Source organism: Micromonospora sp. AB353, assembly GCF_049538395.1.
In the GTDB taxonomy this organism is placed as follows: Bacteria; Actinomycetota; Actinomycetes; order Mycobacteriales; family Micromonosporaceae; genus Micromonospora; species Micromonospora aurantiaca.
In genome coordinates, this window is the sequence record NZ_JBMVFV010000095.1 from 1 (window position 1) to 19,881 (window position 19,881).

At 73.4% G+C, this 19,881-nt stretch carries 16 protein-coding genes; 8 read left to right on the forward strand and 8 right to left on the reverse strand.

The annotated features are described in order from the left end of the window. From ACPCK6_RS26175 to ACPCK6_RS26195, 5 genes are all read left to right on the forward strand, one after another. The coding region (locus ACPCK6_RS26175; protein ID WP_423482508.1) for an ATP-binding protein at positions 1-2,873 on the forward strand (2,873 nt) is incomplete at its 5' end. A gap of 1 nt (position 2,874) precedes the next feature. Further along, the gene (locus tag ACPCK6_RS26180) at positions 2,875-4,818 is read left to right on the forward strand and encodes an MraY family glycosyltransferase (RefSeq protein ID WP_423482509.1); all 1,944 of its coding nucleotides are present in this window, start codon (positions 2,875-2,877) and stop codon (positions 4,816-4,818) included. Then, on the forward strand, positions 4,815-5,375 hold the full coding sequence (locus ACPCK6_RS26185) for a hypothetical protein (protein ID WP_396880870.1): 561 nt from the start codon (positions 4,815-4,817) through the stop codon (positions 5,373-5,375). Before ACPCK6_RS26180 ends, ACPCK6_RS26185 begins: the two co-directional genes overlap by 4 nt. Beyond that, on the forward strand, positions 5,372-6,547 hold the full coding sequence (locus ACPCK6_RS26190; protein WP_396880869.1) for a M23 family metallopeptidase: 1,176 nt from the start codon (positions 5,372-5,374) through the stop codon (positions 6,545-6,547). The genes ACPCK6_RS26185 and ACPCK6_RS26190 overlap by 4 nt, the downstream gene beginning before the upstream one ends. Before the next feature lie 10 nt (positions 6,548-6,557). After that, positions 6,558-7,157 (forward strand): hypothetical protein, encoded by a 600-nt coding sequence (locus tag ACPCK6_RS26195; protein WP_423482510.1) that lies wholly within the window; start codon positions 6,558-6,560, stop codon positions 7,155-7,157. Positions 7,158-7,164: 7 nt separating this feature from the next. On the opposite strand, the gene ACPCK6_RS26200 is transcribed toward ACPCK6_RS26195, so the two are convergent. Further along, complete coding sequence (locus ACPCK6_RS26200; protein ID WP_423482513.1) at positions 7,165-7,722, reverse strand: hypothetical protein; 558 nt, start codon at positions 7,720-7,722, stop codon at positions 7,165-7,167. A 213-nt stretch (positions 7,723-7,935) separates the two neighbouring features. Here ACPCK6_RS26200 and ACPCK6_RS26205 point away from each other — a divergent pair, with 213 nt between their 5' ends. Beyond that, on the forward strand, positions 7,936-10,518 hold the full coding sequence (locus tag ACPCK6_RS26205; protein ID WP_423482514.1) for an FtsK/SpoIIIE domain-containing protein: 2,583 nt from the start codon (positions 7,936-7,938) through the stop codon (positions 10,516-10,518). Then, the gene (locus ACPCK6_RS26210) at positions 10,515-11,216 is read left to right on the forward strand and encodes a hypothetical protein (RefSeq protein WP_396880867.1); all 702 of its coding nucleotides are present in this window, start codon (positions 10,515-10,517) and stop codon (positions 11,214-11,216) included. Before ACPCK6_RS26205 ends, ACPCK6_RS26210 begins: the two co-directional genes overlap by 4 nt. Positions 11,217-11,269: 53 nt before the next feature. On the opposite strand, the gene folE is transcribed toward ACPCK6_RS26210, so the two are convergent. The 4 genes from folE to ACPCK6_RS26230 form a co-directional block, all read right to left on the reverse strand. Continuing rightward, the gene (gene folE / locus ACPCK6_RS26215) at positions 11,270-11,887 is read right to left on the reverse strand and encodes a GTP cyclohydrolase I FolE (protein WP_013288986.1); all 618 of its coding nucleotides are present in this window, start codon (positions 11,885-11,887) and stop codon (positions 11,270-11,272) included. A gap of 86 nt (positions 11,888-11,973) precedes the next feature. Continuing rightward, positions 11,974-13,986 carry an ATP-dependent zinc metalloprotease FtsH gene (gene ftsH, locus ACPCK6_RS26220; RefSeq protein WP_135242355.1) on the reverse strand — a complete coding sequence of 671 codons (2,013 nt, stop codon included), beginning with the start codon at positions 13,984-13,986 and terminating at the stop codon, positions 11,974-11,976. A 382-nt stretch (positions 13,987-14,368) separates the two neighbouring features. Then, entirely contained in the window at positions 14,369-14,944 is a 576-nt protein-coding gene (gene hpt, locus ACPCK6_RS26225) for a hypoxanthine phosphoribosyltransferase (protein ID WP_013288988.1), read from the reverse strand. A gap of 99 nt (positions 14,945-15,043) precedes the next feature. Next, the gene (locus ACPCK6_RS26230; RefSeq protein WP_167796943.1) at positions 15,044-15,181 is read right to left on the reverse strand and encodes a hypothetical protein; all 138 of its coding nucleotides are present in this window, start codon (positions 15,179-15,181) and stop codon (positions 15,044-15,046) included. Positions 15,182-15,331: 150 nt separating this feature from the next. Here ACPCK6_RS26230 and ACPCK6_RS26235 point away from each other — a divergent pair, with 150 nt between their 5' ends. Further along, entirely contained in the window at positions 15,332-16,291 is a 960-nt protein-coding gene (locus ACPCK6_RS26235; RefSeq protein WP_396880866.1) for a GlxA family transcriptional regulator, read from the forward strand. A 224-nt stretch (positions 16,292-16,515) separates the two neighbouring features. Here the strand turns inward: ACPCK6_RS26235 and tilS are convergent, their stop codons facing one another. From tilS to dacB, 3 genes are all read right to left on the reverse strand, one after another. After that, on the reverse strand, positions 16,516-17,445 hold the full coding sequence (gene tilS, locus ACPCK6_RS26240; protein WP_423482515.1) for a tRNA lysidine(34) synthetase TilS: 930 nt from the start codon (positions 17,443-17,445) through the stop codon (positions 16,516-16,518). A gap of 118 nt (positions 17,446-17,563) precedes the next feature. Next, entirely contained in the window at positions 17,564-18,631 is a 1,068-nt protein-coding gene (locus tag ACPCK6_RS26245; RefSeq protein ID WP_423482511.1) for an Rv3626c family coenzyme F420 biosynthesis-associated protein, read from the reverse strand. A 66-nt stretch (positions 18,632-18,697) separates the two neighbouring features. Beyond that, positions 18,698-19,881, reverse strand: a 1,184-nt coding sequence (gene dacB / locus ACPCK6_RS26250) for a D-alanyl-D-alanine carboxypeptidase/D-alanyl-D-alanine endopeptidase (RefSeq protein ID WP_423482512.1), incomplete at its 5' end; no start/stop codon positions are given.

Consider the following 19,881-nt stretch of genomic DNA (forward strand, 5'->3'; position numbering starts at 1 on the left):
CACCGCCACCGCCACCGCCACCGCCTCCGCCGTCCCGGAGCCGGGTACCGCAGCAGGCCGGTGACCGCCTACCGGCGCTCCGCCCCCCGGCCGAGCCCGAGCCGGCGCTCCCGCCTCCCCCGCCGATCCCCGCGCCCGCTCCCGCCGACCACCGGGACCCGGATGTCACTCCGGCGGAGCCGATCGCGACCGGCGCGGCACCGTCGCGTGAGGTCGGCCGTCCGGCGCACCGCGAGGTGACACCGCCCCGGCAACGCACGCCGGAACGCCGCAACCGGCCGACGAAGCCGGTCCGGGTCCGCGCCCCGAAGATCAAGTTCGGTGACCGGGATCCGTCGGTCGAGCTGGCCATCACCGAGATCGCCGGCCACCTCACCTTCACCCCGAACACCGTCACCGCCTGGTACTGGCTACCCGAGGTGCGATGGGCGTTCCGGCCGGACGCCGAACGCGAGGCGCTGCTCTCGGCGATCTCCGAGCAGTACGCCGGACTCGCCGGGTTCCGGCTGCACCTGCGCCGCACCACCCGGCCCTTCCCGGCCGACGAGTGGGCCCGCACCATCGACGCGCACACCGCCGCCCCGCTGCCCGACGTACCGGGCACCACCGGCTGGGCCGACCACCTGGTCGCCGCCCAGCGGCACCTGATGGCGGTCAACCACGCCGAGGGCCAGACCTACCTCGGTGTCACCTTCGCCCGCCGGTCGCTCGGCGACTCGCTCACCGAACGACTCCTGCGCACGTTCGGCCGGGGCACCGCCGACGGCGAGCGGCGCCGGCTGAGCCGTACCGTCGAGCAGTTCGACGAGGTCCTCGGCGCGTTCGGCATGCGCGGGCGCCGGGTCACCGCACCCGAACTGGAATGGCTGCTCTACCGCTCGGTGGCACTGTGCATGGCGCCACCCGGCGTCCTGTCCCCGATCACCGACGGCCGGTGGGAACGCGGCGACCTGCTGGCCCTCACCGAGCAGGTCGAGCGCTACCGCACCCCGTACGGCTCGACGGTGAAGCTGGTCAACCGGATGACCGGCGAGGAACGCCACGTCGCCGTGCTCGCGGTCGGCCGGATGGAGCCGCTGGAGATCCCCGAGCGGCACGAGCCCTGGCTGCACTTCCACGAGCGGCTCCCCTGGCCGATGGAGCTGTCCACCCGGGTCGACATCCTCGGCCCCAACGACTCCTTCCGGAACCTCGAACACCGGCTCCGGATGATCCGCTCCCAGCAGCTCGACTACGCCGAGCACGGCATCGACGCGCCGCCCGAACTGGAACGGCTGGCCAAGCGCGCCCTGGTGATCGGCGACGAGATGACCACCGGCCTGCCCGTCGACTCGGCCCGGGCACACGGCTGGCACCGGATCGCGGTCGGCGGCCGTACCCGGGAGGAGTGCCTGGAACGGGCCCGGCGGCTCATCCAGCTCTACTCCCGCGAGCTGCGGATCTCGCTCCAGCACCCGAAGAACCAGGACTGGCTGGCCCGCGAGTTCATCCCCGGTGAGCCGATCGCCAACACCGGCTACGTCCGGCGGATGCCGGTCAACCTGCTCGCCGCCGCGCTGCCGCAGGCCGCGTCCACAGTCGGCGACCGGCGCGGCGACCTGATCGGGCGCACCGCCGGCACCTGCCGCCGGCCGGTCTTCCTCGACCTGCACTTCCCGATGGAGGTACGCGAACGCTCCGGCCTCGCCGTCTTCGTCGCCGAACCGGGCGGCGGCAAGTCCACGCTGCTCGGCGCGCTCGGCTACCTGGCCGCGCGCCGTGGCGTACAGGTGACGCTGCTCGACCCGTCCGGCCCGCTGGCCCGGCTCTGCGCCATGCCCGAGCTGGCGCCGTACTCGCGGGTGCTCAACCTGACCGGCTCGGAACAGGGCACGCTGGCGCCGTACGCGCTGATCCCGACGCCGCTGCGCAGCGAGTTCGGCGCCGGCCCGGCAGGCGACCGCGAGTTCGAGATCGCCGTGTCGAACGCCCGCGCCGAGCGCCGGATGCTGGTGCAGGACATCTGCATGATGCTGGTGCCGCCGCAGGTGGCCCGGGAGGCGTCCACGGCCACGCTGTTCCGGCACGCCGTACGCCAGGTGCCCGCCGAGGAGACCTCCACGCTCGACGACGTGGTGACCTGCCTGCAGGGGCTCGACGACGACGCCGGGCGCGAACTGGCACACCTGCTGCTCGACACCGCCGAGATGCCGCTGGCCATGCTCTTCTTCGGCCGGCCGCCCGAGGGCCTGCTCGGCGCCGACGCCGCGCTCACCGTCATCACCATGGCCGGTCTGCGGCTCCCCGACCTCAAGATCGAGCGGGAGTACTGGTCGGCCGAGGAGGCGCTCGCGCTGCCGATGCTGCACACCGCGCACCGGCTCGCCGTCCGCCGCTGCTACGGCGGCTCGATGTCCTCCCGGAAGCTGGTCGGCCTCGACGAGGCGCACTTCATGGAGGGCTGGCGGTCCGGGCGCTCGTTCCTGGTCCGGCTCGCCCGCGACTCCCGCAAGTGGAACCTCGCCGCGCTCGTCGCCTCGCAGAACCCGAAGGACATCCTCGGCCTCGACGTGCAGAACCTCGTCTCCACCGTCTTCGTCGGCCGGATCGCCGAGGACAGCGAGATCGCCTCCGAGGCGCTGCGCCTGCTGCGGGTGCCTGTCGACGACGGTTACGAGGCCACACTCGCCTCGCTCTCCCAGGCGGACAGCGGATCGGCCAACCGGCTCGGCTTCCGCGAGTTCGTCATGCGCGACGTCGACGGGCGCGTGCAGAAGGTCCGGGTCGACGTGTCGTACGTCGACGGGCTGCTGGAGCACCTGGACACCACCCCCGCCGCGGTCGCCCAGGCCGCCGGGATACTGCCGACCGTCCTGGCTGATCTGGAGGCGTGACATGGCGAGGGCCCGGGCACGGATCGCGGCGCTCCTCCTCGCGCTCGGCGTACTCGCCGGGGCCACGATCTCCTGGCCGGTGATCGGGGCGGCCACACCCGCGTACGCCGCCGCGCCGGTCGCCGAGGCGCGCGCCGAGCTGTGCAGCACCAAGGAGTGGCAGGCCGACTTCCGGTCCTGCGTCGGCAAGCTCAAGGCGGTCAGCGAGGACCAGGTCGAGTGCCGCAACGCGCCGGTGCCCGCCGCGCCGGACTCGGGCCTGGCCGGCTGGTTCGCGTCCCGGCCCGACTCGGCGAAGGAGCCCGGCCCGAAGGGCCTCTACAGCGACTACGGGTACGCGGGATACAGCTACAACACGTACGACGTGGACGGCGGCTGTGCCTCCTCGGTACTGCATCCGGACTACCGCTTCACGACGATGGTCGCCAACGGCGAGTTCATGTTCGCCAACGCGGTGATCGGCGCCTCGAACGCGCTGCGCGAGCGCGCCTGGGACCCGCGCACGATGTGGAGCTGGGCCGACCCGCTGGTGGAGCAGGCCACGAAGGCCGTCTACCAGAAGGTGTTCAGCGTCTTCGGCATCATCACCGTCTGCGTGGTCGGCCTCTACCTGCTCTGGCGGTCCCGCCAGTCGGACATGAGCAACGCGATGACCACCGCGGGCTGGGCGCTGCTGGTGATGGTGGCGGTGACCGCGCTGGCCGCGTGGCCGGTCAAGTCCGCGAACATCGCCGACAACACGCTGATCAGCACACTGGGCGTGGTGCACGACGCGGTCGGCCCCTCCTCGAAGACCGTCCCGCCGGACAAGTGCGCGCTGCCGAACCCGAGCGCCTGTGTCGACAAGCGGCCACCCGCCGTGCGCGCCAGCGACACGGCGACCGAGACGATGCTCTACCGGAACTGGCTGCGCGGGGTGCTCGGCTCGGCGGACAGCGAGACCGCGAAGAAGTACGGCCCGGCCCTATACGACGCCAAGTCCTTGACCTGGGGCGAGGCGGAGGCTATCCGGTCCAAGCCCGCCACCCGCGACGTGGTCATCAAGGCCAAGCAGCAGCAGTGGGCCAAGGTCGCCGAGCAGATCAAGACCGAGGACCCGGAGGCGTACGAGTACCTCCAGGGCACGCGGGACATGGACCGGATCGGTGCCGGATTCATCGCGGTGCTGGCCTCGGTGTTGTTCGCGATGTTCGACCTCACCGCGTCGCTGCTGGTGCTGCTCGGCTTCCTGATCTTCCGCTGGGCGGTGATCGCCGCGCCGATCCTCGGCACCGTCGGCTTGATGCGCCCGGCCAGCGCCGGGCTCCGGCGGCTGGCGAACGCGGTGGTCGCCGCCGTCTTCAACATCGCCATCTTCGGCACCGGCGCGGCCATCTACCTCTTCGCCGTCGACCTGATCATGAACACCGCCACGCTGCCCGGCTGGCTCCAGGTGGTCCTGGTCTGGCTCTGCGGGGTGGTCGGCTGGTTGCTGCTGCGGCCGTACCGCCGGATCACCCAGCTCGGCGGCAAGGACAGCAGCGAGGCGGTCAGCTCGGCCGGCTCCTGGCACCGCCGGTTCTTCCGGGACATGCGGATCGCCGCGCGGCTGGACGTGGCCGAGCCCGGCGGCACCAACGAGCCGGCGATCGGCAAGCGCCGCACCGTCATGGCCGACCAGCGCAGTCTCCGGCCGGAGGCCCGGCACGAGGATCCGGCGCACAGCGCCACACCCGCCGAGCGGGAACGGCCGGACGGGCGGGAACGGCCGGAGGAGGCGCCCGCAAGCGGACGGCCCGGTGGGCGTCCCGGCGACACTCCCCGCCCCCGGCGCGCACCGTCGACCTGGACCGAGCCGGACGTGCCGGAGGAGGCGCCCTCATACGCCGTCTACCGGCCGGACTCGGCGGGCCGCGGCACCGCACCGGCCCGGCCGGCGCCGCGCATCCGCTCCGAGGCCCGGTGAGTCCGGTGCGACGCGCCCTGGAATTCCTCTTCACCCGGGTCCTCCGGTCCCGGATCGGTGTCGCCCTCATGATCGCCGTGCTGGTCTTCGGGGTGATCGGCGCGGCCCGCCTCGTCGCCGGCCCCGGTGATCCGGGCCTCGGCCTGACCAGCCGTCCCACCCAGCCGATCAGCACCACGGACCCGGAGGCCGGTGACGACGGCGTGCTCGCCGGCCCGCCGACTGCGGTCGCCCCGAAGACCCGGCCGGGCGAGGACACGCCGGAGCAGGTCGCCGGCCGGTTCACCACCGCGTGGCTGAGCGGCCCGGGCAGCAGCGGCGACGCGTGGCAGGCCCGCCTGCGGCCGCTCTCCACACCGGCGCTGACCGAGAAGATGACTGATGCCGACCCGGAGACAGTGCCCGCACGGAGGACCACCGGCTCCCCGACGCTCCGGCCCCGTACCGAGTCCTTCGTGGAGGCGGTGGTTCCGCTGGACAACGGCACGCTCCGGCTCGAACTCGTCGCACCGGACGGACCCTGGCTGGTGGACGCAATCGACTGGGAGCGGTCGTGACCGCCGGCCCGGCCGTGGCCGGACAGGTCCGCCGGAAGCTGCGCCTCGGCGTGGTCGCCACCGCCGTCACGAGCGTGCTCGCCCTGCTCTGCTGCGTCGGCGGCGCCGGCGCCTTCCTCCTCACCGAACTCGGCGGCGACGAAGACGACCCGAAGCTCGCGGCCCTGAACTGCGACCCCACATACCAGGTAAACCTGACCGGCGACATGCCGCGCTTCGCCGAGTACGGCGAGCGCCAGCTGCGCAACGCCGCGGTCATCATCAAGGTCGGCCAGGACATGAAGCTCCCCGCGCGCGGCTGGGTGATCGCGCTGGCCACCGCGATGCAGGAATCAGCGCTGCGCAACCTCGCCAACAGCACGGTGCCGGCGTCGCTCGCGCTGCCGCACGAGGGGGTCGGCGCCGACCACGACTCGCTGGGCCTGTTCCAGCAGCGGCCCGGGTGGGGCAGCGTCGAGCAGCGGATGACGCCCTCGTACGCGGCCCGCAAGTTCTACCAGAAGATGGAGAAGGTGCCGAACTGGCAGCAGCGCCCGCTCACTGTGGTCGCCCAGAAAGTCCAGGTCAGCGCCTACCCCGACGCCTACGCCAAGCACGAGGAACTGGCCGGAGCCATCGTCGACGCGCTGGCCGGCGGCGCCGCCCGGACCGTGGAGATCGCCGGCAAGGCGGTGTGCGACGCCGCGGCCGGAGACCGGATCGCCGCCTCCGGCTGGACCGCGCCGCTGCCCGGCGGTGTGGTCTCCGGTTTCCGCACCACGGCCCGCCCCAGCCACCAGGGCGTGGACCTGGCCGCCTCGAAGGGCACGCCGATCCACGCCGCCTCGGCGGGCCGGGTGCTGGTCGCCCGCTGCGACCCCGACCGCTCCGGGCGGCGGGACTGCGACCGGGACGGCTGGCCGAACAAGGGCGGCTGCGGATGGTTCGTGGACATCCTGCACGCCGGCGGATTCATCACCCGCTACTGCCACATGGTCGAGCGACCCCGCGTGGTGCCGGGTCAGGCGGTCGAGGCGGGCGAGGTCATCGGGATCTCCGGCAGCAGCGGCAACTCGTCCGGCCCGCACCTGCACTTCGAGGTGCATCGCAACGGCGACCGGTCCAGCAACGGGGCGGAGAACCCGGTGCCCTTCATGCGCAAGCGGGGCGCGCCCCTCGGCGAGACCGGGTGAGGCCGGGCGGATGAGCAACCCCCTGCCCGACCCGTTCGCCGACCGGCCCGACTGGGCGCCGCTGCCGCCCCGGCCGGTGGAGACCGTGCCCGCGACCGGCGGCACCGAGTTGCGCGGCCGCCGCGTGCTCGTCGGCCTGCCCGGCCTCGGCTGGCGTGGCGACCTGCGGGCCGACGAGCGGGTGGTGCAGGGCAGCCGCACCTACGTACCGGTGATCCCGGAACACGAGTGGTACCGGGCCGAGGCCGAGCAGGTGGAGGTGTTCGCCCCGCTGGTGCCTGTGGAACGGGTCTGGGTGGAGACCATCGGTGAGCGGCGCGCGGCGACAGCGGCGAGCGGCCCGGGTCTCCGGCTGGTCTCGCTGGACGTGCCGGAACGCCGGCCACCCACACCGGTGTTCGAGGCCGACGCGGTGACCGGGCGGCGCGTGGTGCACGTGGACAACGGCGTGGAACGGCGCGACCTGCGTGCCGTCACCGAGACCTACTCCGGCGCGGACGGCGACATCTGCGTGCGGGTGGCCCCGGAACTGGAGTGGTACCGGTGGGCCTGGCGCGGCCAGGCACCGACCACGTTGGAGGTGCCGGTACACCTGCTCTGGCTGGAGTAGCCGGGAGTCAGTCGGCGCGCTGCGCCGAGCAGACGCCCCAGCCGTCTTGGTTCCTCGTCTCGAAAACCCAATTCTGGCGATCACTCTGGCGAATCTCATCCACAACTGCGGAGATCACCAGATCCACCCGCACCTGCGCCTTGTTCCCCGCCTGCTCGACGCTGAGGTTCTCCCAGCTCACGGAGATCGTCGTGTTGAACCGTTGCTCCCGTGCGACGAGGTCATCACGGAGTGATCGCAGATCATCAAGGTCGACATCGTTGCGGCACTCGAATTCCGCGGCCTTGACGTCATTGCGTTGGTCGACTGAGTACTGGATGTAACTTGCGACGACAACCTCGGGAGAGCCACGGTCCGGGGCGGTTGCGCGGTCGTACAGCACGAACCCGACCACCCCGCCGACGGTGCACAGCACCGCCAGCACCCCCGCGACGACAGCGAGCACTGTGCGCACCGGGCGCTTGGGGCGTACCGGGGCGGGAGCGGGGGCGGGAGGCGCCAACTGGTCCGGCGGGGTTCGCTGCGCCGGTACTCGGGACACCTGGGAACCGGCGGGGGGCTGCACTGATTCCACCTCCTGAGGCTATCGGCTGCGCCGCGCGTACCCAATGGCTGGAAGCGGCGGATCGTGGCGAACCGCCGGGCGGACGCCGACCGGCGGTGGGGTGAGGCTGCTCACCGCCGACCAGCTCACCGCGCCGACCGACATCCCGGTGGACGGCCGCCGCCTGGGTTACGGTCACACCTCGGGGAGGACATGTCGGCCTCGGAAAGAGAGGTGGACGCGGTGGCGACTCCGAAGGCGCGCGCCGGCCGGGCCGCCGCGCTGCACCGCCGGGCCGAGGCCGCCGCGACGGCGGCGGCGGGCATCCTCGACGAGATCCGGCCCGCGCCGGCCGACCACCACCGGCAGTACGAGCTGGCCGAGCGCCTGCGGGCGGCAGCAGACGTGGCGGCGCCCGGCTGGGCAGGCGGCCCGCTGGAATCGCTGAGCGCGACGACGCCTCCCGGTGACGGCCTGCCGCCGCTGGTCCGGGTGGGTGTCGCCGCGCCGCTCGACGACGCCCGCTTCCCCGCGCTGGTGCCGCTGCTCGGCAGCGGTCACCTGAGCCTCGACGCCGACGCCTCGGACGCCCGGGTGGCCGGGCTGCTCCGCGCGCTGCTGCTGCGCGTGTTCGCCGCCACGCCGGCAGGGGCGCTGCTGGCGCGCGCGGTGGACGGCGGTTCCGGTGACACCTTCGCCGGGTACGCGCCGCTCGCCGACGCCGGCCTGCTGCCCCCGCCCGCCACCGACCTCGCCGGGATGCGTGCGGTGCTGGCCGAGGCGGAGCAGTGGGTAGCGGCCGGGACGGCCCGGCAGCGCGGGCACGACCGGACGCTGCTGCTCCTGGTCGCCGCGCTGCCCGAGGGTACGACCACCGCCGACCTGGACCGGCTCGCCGGACTGGCCGAGGGCGGGCCGCGCGCCGGGCTGCATCTGGTGCTCGCCGGCTGGCCGGACGGCAGCCCGCTGCCACGCGCCACGGCGGTCACTGTTCGCACCGCGTACGCGCTGGTCGGTGACCCGCCCGGCGCCGGCTTCAGCAGTCCGGGCGCCGAGCCGCCGGGCGGGTTGAACTCGCCCGTGTTCCTCGACGAGGATCCGCCCGCCGACCTGGTCGCCGCGGTGTGTGCGCGGCTGGCCCGGCAGATCGAGGACGGCTCCCGCCTGTCCCTGCGTGACCTGCTGCCGGCGGACGGTTTCTGGACGGCCGGCTCGGCCGACGGACTGAGCACCACTGTGGGTGACGCCGCCGGGCGGCCGGTCAGCCTGGGTTTCACCGAGCTGACGCCGCACTGGCTGGTCAGCGGCCGGGGTCAGGCGGGCCGGTCGGCGTTCCTGACCGACGCGTTGTTCGGGCTCGCCGCCCGGTACGGTCCGGACGAGCTGGCGCTCTACCTGGCCGACCTGGCCGACGGCGAGTCGTTCGTGGAGTTCCTCCAGACCGAGCGGGACCGCTCCTGGGTGCCGCAGGTGCGTGCCGCCGGGATGGCCGCCGACCGGGAGTACGTGGCCGACCTGTTCGGTGAGCTGGAGGCGGAGCTGCGCCGCCGCGAGGAGGCGTCCCGGCGGGCCGGTGGGCAGCGCTACGCCGAGCTGCGCCAGCACCAGCCGCTCCCCCGGATCGTCTGCGTCGTCGACAACTTCCCGCTGGCGGTGCGCGAGCGGGACCGGCTCGCCGCCGACCTGCTGGCCCGGCTGGACGCGCTCGCCCGCGCCGGCCGGTCGTACGGGATCCACCTGGTGCTGGCCGGCGAGGGCGACCTGGGCATCGGCGGTCCGCGTGACCCGCTGCTCGGCCGGTTCCCGGTGCGGGTGGCGCTGCCCGGCGGGTCGGCGGTGCTGGAACCGGCGAACGACTCGGCGGCCGGGCTGCCGGTGGGCAGCGCGGTGGTGAACACGGCGGGTGGTCTGGGCGGTCCGCGCGGCGCGACCCGGGGGCACGAGCGGATGATCCGCTTCCCTGATCCGTACGAGGATCCCGAGGTCCTGACCGACCTGCGGCGACGGCTCTGGGAGGCACGCGGCGAGTCGGCGACACCGCCCGTGGTCTTCGCCGGGTACGCCCGCCCGCTGCTCGACAACGACCCCCGGCATCGGGCCGCGCTGGCCGGGCGGACCCACGCGCCCGCCGCGTTGCTAGGCCGTGCGGTGGACGTGCGGCGGTCCACGGTGACGGTGCCGCTGGGGCCGGGCGCGGGACGGAACCTGGCCGTCCTGGGGCGGGACGAGGAGGCCGAGCGCCTGCTGGTGACAGCGGTACGCAGCGCGGCGGCGGCGCATCCGGGCGCGGCCCGGTTCGTGCTGGCGCCGCTGGCGAACGGATCTGCCGAGCCGGCCGGGGTGCTCGCCGCCGAGCTGGCCGGACGGCACCGGGTGGAGACCGTCGACGCGGCCGGGCTGCGGACCGCCATGGAGTCGGGCGAGCCGGGTTATCTCGTCGTGTTCGGGCTGGACGTGCCGGACGCCACCGAACTGCCGCCGGACCTGCTGCGGACGCTGCTGCTGGAGGGCCCGCCCGCCGGGCGGCACCTGCTCGGCTGGTGGCGGACACCGGCACCGCTGGCCGGACTGCTCGGTCCGGAGGGCGAGGTGGACAAGCTCACCGCCGTGGCGGTCACCGACGTGCCGGGCGGCCGGCTGGAGCAGCTCTTCGACCGCCCGGTCTGGTGGCGGCCCCGCCCCTGTCGCGCGGTGCTCTGGGACGGCCCGGACGAGCAGGGCACGGTCTTCGTGCCGTTCGGCACGGCCGACGTGGCGACCGCGCGGGTCGAGCCGGACCCGCGGGCGGCGGAGCGCACCGGGGAGGGGGCCGCATGAGCGAGACCGGCACGACCGTACCGGGGCCCCGCGCGGGTGGGCCGACCACAGTGGCGGACCCCGCCGAGTCGGCCTGGGCGGAGTACGTCGCCGCCGCGCGGGCGCTCGACGGCGTACGCCGGGCGGCGGCCACCGCCGCCGGGGAGCAGGCGCGGTCGGTGGCCGCGGCCCGCGAGGAGCTGACAGCGGTACGGGAACGGCTGGCGCCGCAGCAGTCCCGGCTGCGTGAGCTGGGCGTACCGGCGATGTCGCTGGTCCCGACGCCGCCGGAGGTGACCGAGGCGGCCCGGTCGATGGCGGGCGGGCCGTCGGCGGTGCTGGCGGCGCTGCGCGCGGCCGGGGACTGGGCGGACGCGGCGGACGACACTCTGAGCGCGCGCGGCCTGCCGCGGCTGGCCCGGTGGCCGGCCCGGCCCCGCAACCTGCTGGTGTACGGGCCGCTGGCGCTCGTCGTGCCGCTGCTCCAGTTGCTGCTGTACGCGGTCGCCGGCCCGGGGCCGGTGACGGTGCTGGCGCTGCTCGTGGGGCTGCCGCTGCCGGCTGTCGCGTTCATGCTGGGCTGGCTCGCGGTGGGACGCGTCTTCCGCCCGCGGCCCACCGACCGGGTGGACCGGACGCCCCGCTTCGGCGCCCTGGTCTGCCTGGTCCCGGCGGTGCTCACCGCCGCCGGTCTGCTGCTCGCCATGCTGTCCGACTGACGACGGCCGCGCCTCCCGGGCGGGAGTACGCGGCCGTCGGTGCCGGTCGGAGGTCAGCGGGCCATGATCAGTGCCATCGCCTCGGCCCGCGACTTCGCGTCGTTCTGCAGTCCGCCGCGCACGGCGGAGGTGATGGTCTTCGCGCCCGACTTCTGGATGCCGCGCATCGCCATGCACATGTGCTCGCACTCCAGCACCACGATCACGCCGCGCGGGGCGAGGCTGGACATCAGCAGGTCGGCGATCTGCGAGGTGAGCCGCTCCTGCACCTGCGGCCGGCGGGCGAACACCTCGACCAGCCGGGCCAGCTTCGACAGGCCCGTGATCCGGCCGTCCGGGCCGGGGATGTAACCGATGTGGGCGCTGCCCCGGAACGGCAGCAGGTGGTGCTCGCAGAGGCTCATCACGTCGATGTCCCGGACGAGCACCAGTTCCTCGTGGTTGGCCTCGAACGTGGTGCGGAGCACCTGGGCCGGGTCGACACGCAGGCCGGCGAAGAGTTCGGCGTACGCCCGGGCGACCCGGGCCGGCGTCTGCTGGAGGCCGTCGCGGTCCGGGTCCTCGCCGACCGCGATGAGGATCTCGCGGACCGCCTTCTCGATCCGGGCGAGGTCGACGCTGTCCTCCACCGGGCCACCGGTGAGCTTGCCGCTGATCAGGCGTGCGGCCACGTAGTCGAGCGCGTCGTCGCCGTCGGGCTCGGTCGCGGAGACGGCCGACTCCCTGTGGTGGGAGCCGGCCGTCGTCGGATCGCTGTTCAGTGCGTACCGTCCGAGTTGTTGCTGGAACCACCGATCGAGGCGGCGGCGTCGGCGCGGGCCTGCGCGGCCAGCGCCTCCTTCTCGGCCGGGGTGAGCACCGGCGGCTCGGTGGAGGGCTGACGCTTGCCGAAGCCGTGGTACGGCGCCATCGGCGGGCGCTTGACCACGCGCGCGCAGATCCGGGCCATGTCGGCGGTGGAGAGCGTCTCCTTCTCCATCAGCTCCAGGACCATGTTGTCCAGGACGTCCCGGTATTCCACCAGGATCTCCCAGGCCTCGTCGTGGGCCAGCTCGATCAGCGCGCGCATCTCGCCGTCGATCTCGGCGGCCACCGCGTCGGAGTAGTCCCGCTCGTGGCCCATGTTGCGGCCGAGGAACGGCTCGTCGCCGCTGGTGCCGTACTTGATCGCACCGAGCTTGGAGCTCATGCCGTACTGCGTGATCATCGCGCGGGCCAGCTGCGTGGCCTTCTCGATGTCGTTGCCGGCACCGGTGGTCGGCTCGTGGAAGACCAGCTCCTCGGCAGCCCGGCCACCCAGCGCGTACGCCAGGGTGTCGATCATCTCGGCCCGGGTCTGGGTGTACTTGTCCTCCGTGGGGAGCACGAGCGTGTGACCCAGCGAACGACCCCGGGACAGGATGGTCACCTTGTGCACCGGCGCGGCGTGCGGCAGCGCCCAGGCGACAAGCGCGTGCCCACCCTCGTGGTACGCGGTGATCTTCTTCTCCTGGTCGCTCATCACCCGGGTCCGGCGCTGCGGGCCGGCGATCACCCGGTCGATCGACTCCTCCAGGGAGTCGTTGGTGATCGCCCGCTGCTCCTTACGAGCGGTGAGCAGCGCAGCCTCGTTGATCACGTTGGCCAGGTCGGCGCCGCTGAAGCCCGGGGTACGCCGGGCGACCGCGTCGAGGTCGACGTCGGGCGTGAACGGCTTGCCCTTGGCGTGCACCCGCAGGATGGCCTTGCGGCCCTCCATGTCGGGGGCGTCGACAGGGATCTGCCGATCGAACCGGCCCGGGCGCAGCAGCGCCGGGTCGAGGATGTCCGGCCGGTTGGTGGCGGCGATCAGGATGACCCCGCCCTTGGTGTCGAAGCCGTCCATCTCGACAAGCAGCTGGTTGAGCGTCTGCTCCCGCTCGTCGTGACCGCCGCCCATGCCGGCGCCACGGTGGCGGCCGACCGCGTCGATCTCGTCGACGAAGACGATCGCCGGGGCGTTCGACTTGGCCTGCTCGAACAGGTCGCGGACGCGGCTGGCGCCGACACCGACGAACATCTCGACGAAGTCGGAGCCGGAGATGGAGTAGAAGGGCACCCCGGCTTCGCCGGCGACCGCGCGGGCCAGCAGCGTCTTACCGGTACCGGGCGGGCCGAACAGCAGCACGCCCTTCGGGATCTTGGCGCCCAGGGCCTGGTATTTCGCCGGGTTCTGCAGGAAGTCCTTGATCTCGTGCAGTTCCTCGACGGCCTCGTCCGCACCCGCGACATCAGCGAAGGTGGTCTTCGGCGTGTCCTTGGTGATCATCTTCGCCTTGGACTTGCCGAAGTTGAGCACCCGGGAGCCGCCGCCCTGCATCTGCGACATGAAGAACAGCAGCAGAAGCACGAGCAGCGCGATGGGAAGCAGGTTGACCAGCAGGCTGACCCAGATGCTGTCCGACGACACCTTGGTGTCGACCGGGCCGGTGATGCGGTCCGCCGCCTCGGCCTCGCGCACCTGGTTCCAGACCTGGCCGCCGACCTCGTACGGGAACTGCGCCTCGATCTTGTCAGTGGTGGTGTCGCCGTCGAACTTGGCCTTGTCCTTCAGGTCGAGCTGGAGCGTCTGCTCCTTGTCCTGGAAGACGACCTTCTCGATGCCACCCTTGTTGAGCTGGTCGAGCGCGACGGACGTGTCCACCCGGTGGTAGCTGGGACCAGCGGTGAACAGTTGACTGAGCACAACGGCGCCGAGGATGACCAGGATGATCCAGACCACCGGTCGGCGGAAGAAACGCGTACGTTCCATGCTGTAGTCGGGTGCCGAGGCGCCCGCATCCTCCTGATCGACGTCCTGACCGTCTGAATGGTGTCGCCGCCTTGAGCGGCGGCCGGGGCCGCCGTGCGGGCCGGCCCGACCCCCGGGGCACGCAAACTGCCGCACCACGGTCATTCGACGGTACACCGTTCGGGCGACGCGTGAGCTTGCGAGCCCGGCACTTACGCGTAGGGCGAACCCGGGTTTGGAGCCGGCGTGGCGGGGAGCTCCCACCCGGCCCGCCCACACCGCACGGTCACGCGGTTCGAGGGGCCGGGCGTGGAGGGTGCCTCCACGTCACCGGCTCCTACCGTAGACCGGAAGACTGAGAGCCCGCTGAATGTCAGCTGACGAAGGGCTCGGCGAAGCCTCGTCAGGCCCGCGCGTACACCTCGGGCTTGAGCACCCCGACGTAGGGCACCTCGCGGTACCGCTCGCCGAAGTCGAGCCCGTAGCCCACGACGAACTCGGTGGGGATGTCGAACCCGACGTACTTGACCGGGACCTGCACCTTGACCGCGTCCGGCTTGCGGAACAGCGCGACCACCTCGACGCTCGCCGCGGAGCGCGACTCCAGGTAGCGCAGCAGCCAGGACAGCGTCAGACCGGAGTCGACGATGTCCTCGACGACCACCACGTGGCGGCCGGCGATGTCCCGGTCGAGATCCTTGAGGATGCGGACCACGCCGGACGAGGTGGTGCCCTGGCCGTAGGACGAGACGGCCATGAACTCCAGCTCGGCGGGCGGGCCCTGACGGCCCAGCGCGCGGGCGAAGTCGGCCATGAACATGACCGCTCCCTTGAGCACACACACGAGCAGCAGGCCGTCCTCGACGTGGGCGTAGTCCGCCGAGACCTGCTTGGCCAGCTCCGCGGTCTTGTCGCGGATCTGCGCCTCCGAGATGATCACGTGGTCGATGTCGGCGTCGTACCAGGAGCCGTCAGCCATGCTCCTAGCCTGCCGTACGCCCCCGCGCCGCCGTCGGCGGGGCCGCCCCTTTTGGCGCGGTCCCGCCGGGGATTTTCGGCGCGAACTGAATAAATCACCTCAGCAGGTACGGGAGCGCCAGCGCTGCCCGTCGTCGCTCGGCTTCCAGTCGGCCGAGTCGCGGGTGTCGGCGGTGAACCCGAGGGCACTGGCGCCGACGAGGAGGAGCAGGAAGAGCAGGAGCAGCAGAACGGTCATGGCGGCGCTCGCTTTCGCATGGTTGAGACTGTTTTCGCCGCCGGTGCGCACCGGACACCATTGATTCTGCGAGCCACCGACCGATCCGGACAGTGGCAGGAATGTCATCGGGCATCGATTTCCTGCCACAAGTCGGGTTACCCTCGTCACATGCTCCGCTCGGTCGCCGTCATCGCCATGGACCAGGTCGCCGCGTTCGAACTCGGCGTGCTCGCCGAGGTCTTCGGCACCGACCGCACCGCCGACGACTTCCCCGGATACCGGTTCGACGTCTGCACCGCCGACGGCGGCGCGGTCCGCAGCCGCTCCGGGTTCCTGCTCACCCCCACCGCCGGCCTGGGCGCGGTCGAGGACGCCGACCTGGTGGCGGTGCCCGCGCACGCCGACGGCACCCCGGTTCCCGAGCCGGTACTCGCCGCGCTGCGTCGCGCCGCCGACCGAGGTGCCTGGCTGCTCAGCGTCTGCGCCGGCGCGTTCGTCCTCGGCGAGGCGGGTGTGCTCGACGGGCGCGACTGCACCACCCACTGGCGGTACACCGACGAACTCCAGCGGCGCTTCCCGGCCGCCCGGGTCCAGTGCGACTCGCTCTACGTGCAGGACGACCGCCTGCTCACCAGCGCCGGCACCGCCGCCGGCATCGACGCCTGCCTGCATCTGGTACGCCAGGAGCACGGCTCGGCGGTGGCGACCCGGCTGGCCCGCCGGATGGTGGTGCCGCCGCACCGCGACGGCGGCCAGTCGCAGTACGTCGAGGCGCCGATCCCGAAGGCACCGGAGGCAGCCACCCTGGAACCGGTGCTGGAGTGGCTGATGGGACACTTGCGCCGGCAGGTGACAGTGGACGAGCTGGCGGCACGCGCCGGGATGGCGCCGCGGACGTTCGCCCGACGGTTCCGCGCCGAGACCGGCACCACCCCGCACGACTGGGTGACCAACCAGCGGGTGCTGCTGGCCCGGCACCTGCTGGAGGACACCTCGCTGAGCGTGGAGGGCGTGGCCGAGCAGGCCGGTTTCGGCGACGCGGCGGCGCTGCGGCACCACTTCACCCGTCGCGTGGGCACCACCCCGCTGGCCTACCGCACGACTTTCCGAGACCGCCAGACCACCTGACCCCCCACCCCACCCCACCCCGGGTCTGCCCCGTCGATCATGAAGTTGACCGCACTTTCCGCCCGTTTTCTCCCCGTCAACCTCATGATCGACGCCCCCCGGTCGCGCCCCTGGAGCGGTGATCAAGGAGTTTGCGGGCTGGCTCAAGAGGGGCGGATCGGGACCAAAAGTCCTTGATCAACGGGGTGGGGATGAGTGGGCGGGGCGGAGGGCGGCCGGGCGGGTCAGGGCAGGAGGTGGCCTGTGTGGCGGCGTACCTGGTGGTTGCCGGGTAGGTGCACCGGGCCCTGTCCGTGCCAGGCCGTGACCAGGGCGTCCAGCGCCGCCACGTGACTGTGGGACAGCGCGGCCGGCGTCGCGCCCAGCTCGCGGGCCCAGGCGTGCAGCACCCGGGTACGCACGGCGGCCGGCAAATCGGCGAGCCCGGCGACGGACAGCCCACCGTCAGCGGTCCGGACGTCGGCGAGCGCGGTGTCGGCGAGCGCGTCGAGCGCGGCGTTGTCGGCGGCGAGCAGCCCGGCGGTACGGGCCAGGTTCGCCACCACCCCCGGCCCCAGCGCGTCGACGAGTGCGGGCAACGCGTCGACGCGGACCCGGGCCCGGGCGTACGCGGGATCGGCGTTGTGCGGATCCGCCCACGGGTCGAGCCCGAGCGCGGCGCAGGCGGCCCGGGTGTCGGCGCGCGTGACGTCGAGCAGCGGGCGGAGCAGGGATACCCCGTCGACGTCGCGCCGCTCCGGCATTCCGGACAGCCCGCGCGGTCCGGCGCCCCGGGCCAGCGCCAGCAGGACGGTCTCGGCCTGGTCGTCGCGCGTGTGCCCGAGCAGCACCCCGGCCGCGTCGTAGCGGCTGGCGGCGGCGATCAGCGCCTCGTACCGGGCCTCGCGGGCGGCCGCCTCGGGTCCGCCGGGCCGGCCGTCCACACGTACCGGAAGCACCTCGACCGGGTCGAGCCCGGCGGCGCGGGCCCAGCCGGCGACGGCCTCGGCCCGCTCGGCGGACCCGGCTTGCAGGCCGTGGTCGACCGTCACCAGGCCGACCGGGCGCCCGAGCCGGGGGGCCACGAACGCGGTGGCGGCGGCGAGCGCGAGCGAGTCGGCTCCGCCGGAGCAGGCCACCAGCACCGGGCCGCCGCCGGGCAGGCCGGTCAGCATCCGGCGGACGGCGAGCCGCACCGCGGCGACGGCGGGAGCGGGCGACGGCGAGCGGCGCGACCGAGCGCCGGAATCAGTCCGCCCCGCGGAAGCAGCCGGACCGAGCGGACCGGCCGGATCAGCCGACGGGCGGGGTGGCACCGGCGGGACCGTGTACGCGGGACACCCAGGCGTCCGGGTCGCCCAGCTCGTCGAGGCGGGGCAGCGTCAGCGGGGACGAGAAGATCTTGTTGAAGCCCTGCATCCCCACCTGGTCGACGACGCCGTGCACGAACTTGCGGCCCTCGGCGTACTGGCGCATCTTGACCTCGATGCCGAGCAGCCGCCGGATCGCCTTCTCCAGCGGGTTGCCGGACTCGCGACGCCGGTTGAACGCCGCCCGGATCGACTCGACGCTGGGGATGACCTGCGGGCCGACGCCGTCCATCACGAACTCGGCGTGGCCTTCCAGCAGCGTCATCAGCGCGGTCAGCCGGTCCAGTACGGCGCGCTGCGCCGGGGTCTGCACGATGTCCAGCACGCTGGCCCGGCTCTCCGGGTCCTTCACCGCGTCGGAGAGCGTCGCCACACCGCGGCGGAGCCGTTCCAGCAGGTGCTCACCGCCCTGGGAGGCGTCCACGAACGCCTGCACCTCGCCGAGGAAGTACGCGCGCATCCACGGCACGGCGGTGAACTGGGTGCGGTGGGTGACCTCGTGCAGGCACACCCAGAGCCGGAAGTCGCGCGAGTCGGCGCCGAGCTTCCGCTCGACCTCGAGGATGTTCGGCGCCACCAGCAGCAACTGGCCGGGGTCGCCGGCGAACACCTCGTACTGGCCGAGCACACGGCCGGAGAGGTACGCCAGCACGGTGCCGGCCTGCACACCCGTCACGCGGGAGCCGATCGCCTCGGTGAGCGCACCAGGCCGCTTGTCGCCGGAAAGGCGCTCGACCAGCGGGGAGACGACCTCACGCAGCCCGGCGATGTTCGCCGCCGCCCAGTCCCGGCGGTCGACCACGCGTACCGGCGGGTGCGCGACCTGCGCACGCAGGCCGGTGTAGTCGGCGACGTGACCCGCCGCCTCGTCGGTCAGCCGGCGCAGGTCGCCGACCACGTCGGTGGCCTCGGCGTACGACACCCGGGGGCCCGACTTGCTCAGCGCCCCCGCTGTCGCGGCGGCCAGATCCCAGTCCACGAACTGCGCCATGAACCCACCGTACCCGCGCCGGAACACCCCCACCCGGGGTCGCAGTGGCCGATCGACGCCCGTCGGTCAGCGGCAGCCGCACCCGGCCAGCGCGGAGCTGATCCGGTCCAGCGCCGCCCGGGTCTCGTCCAGGGAGCCCTGGGTCCGGTCGGTGAGCACGGCGAACGTGAGCAGCCGGCCGTCGGCTGTGGTCACCGTGCCGGCGATCGCGTTGACGCCGCTCAGCGTGCCGGTCTTGGCCCGGACGACGCCCGCTCCGGCGCGGGTCGCCGCCGCCCGGTAGCGCTCGTCGAGCGTGCCGGACCAGCCGCCGACCGGCAGTCCGCCGAAGATCGCGGCGAGTTCGGGGTGGCTGCCGTTGCCGGCGAGCGTGATCAGGTCGGTGAGCAGCGAGGGGCTGATCCGGTTGGTGCGGGACAGCCCGCTGCCGTCGGCCAGGCTGATCTCGCCGGCGGGCAGGCCCAGCTCGCCGAGCACCTGGTCGGTGGCGGCCGCGCCGCCGACGAACGAGCCCGGCTTGCCCTTGGCGAGCGCCACCTGGCGGGCCATCGCCTCGGCGATCACGTTGTCGCTGTCGCTGATCATGATGTCGACCAGCCGGATCATCGGCAGGGACTCGACAGTGCCCAGCTCGGCGCCGGGGGCCGTACCCGTGGCGCCGGACGCGGCCGGCGCGGTGCCCCGGCTCACCTGGGCGGCGCCGCCGGTCAGGCCGAGCAGCTTGGCGAACTGGCGGCCGGCGGTCAGGTCGGGCTGCGGCACCCGCTCGGCGGCGTGGTTGGTCTCCTCGGCGGTGCGCCGCGCCTCCGCCGCGTTCTTCCGGGCGCCGTCGGTCATCAGCGCGGTGATCGCCGCGCCGAAGCCGCCGGTCGGGATGTCCGCGTCCCAGCCGGGCTCGAAGACCGGGCCGCTGAACAGCGACGAGTCGACGATCACCTTGGTCGGGGCGGTGCCGCCGAGCGCGTCGCGCACCTGGGCGGCGAGGTCGTCCAGCCGGGCCGCGCCGGGGTAGAAGCCGTTCTTGTCCACGGCGAGCGTGGGGTCACCGCCGCCGACCAGGACCACCTCGCCCGGGTTGGCGCCGGCCACGGCCCGGGTCGGGATCCGGTAGGCGGGGCCGCGCGCCGCGAGCACCGCCACCCCGGTCGCCAGCTTGGTCACCGAGGCGGGCACGGTGGGCGTGTCCTGGCCGCTGCCGTAGAGCGCCTGGCCGGTGCTCACGTCGGCCACCGACACGTGCACCCGGTCGC

What these genes read in the sequence shown, in the direction of transcription:
- ACPCK6_RS26180 (WP_423482509.1), top strand. Translation starts at nt 2,875, where the DNA reads ATGGCGAGGGCCCGGGCACGGATCGCGGCGCTCCTCCTCGCGCTCGGC.
- tilS (WP_423482515.1), bottom strand. Translation starts at nt 17,445, where the DNA reads ATGCTGACCGGCCTGCCCGGCGGCGGCCCGGTGCTGGTGGCCTGCTCC.
- hpt (WP_013288988.1), bottom strand. Translation starts at nt 14,944, where the DNA reads ATGGCTGACGGCTCCTGGTACGACGCCGACATCGACCACGTGATCATC.
- ACPCK6_RS26245 (WP_423482511.1), bottom strand. Translation starts at nt 18,631, where the DNA reads ATGGCGCAGTTCGTGGACTGGGATCTGGCCGCCGCGACAGCGGGGGCG.
- ftsH (WP_135242355.1), bottom strand. Translation starts at nt 13,986, where the DNA reads ATGGAACGTACGCGTTTCTTCCGCCGACCGGTGGTCTGGATCATCCTG.
- ACPCK6_RS26195 (WP_423482510.1), top strand. Translation starts at nt 6,558, where the DNA reads ATGAGCAACCCCCTGCCCGACCCGTTCGCCGACCGGCCCGACTGGGCG.
- ACPCK6_RS26210 (WP_396880867.1), top strand. Translation starts at nt 10,515, where the DNA reads ATGAGCGAGACCGGCACGACCGTACCGGGGCCCCGCGCGGGTGGGCCG.
- ACPCK6_RS26230 (WP_167796943.1), bottom strand. Translation starts at nt 15,181, where the DNA reads ATGACCGTTCTGCTGCTCCTGCTCTTCCTGCTCCTCCTCGTCGGCGCC.
- ACPCK6_RS26235 (WP_396880866.1), top strand. Translation starts at nt 15,332, where the DNA reads ATGCTCCGCTCGGTCGCCGTCATCGCCATGGACCAGGTCGCCGCGTTC.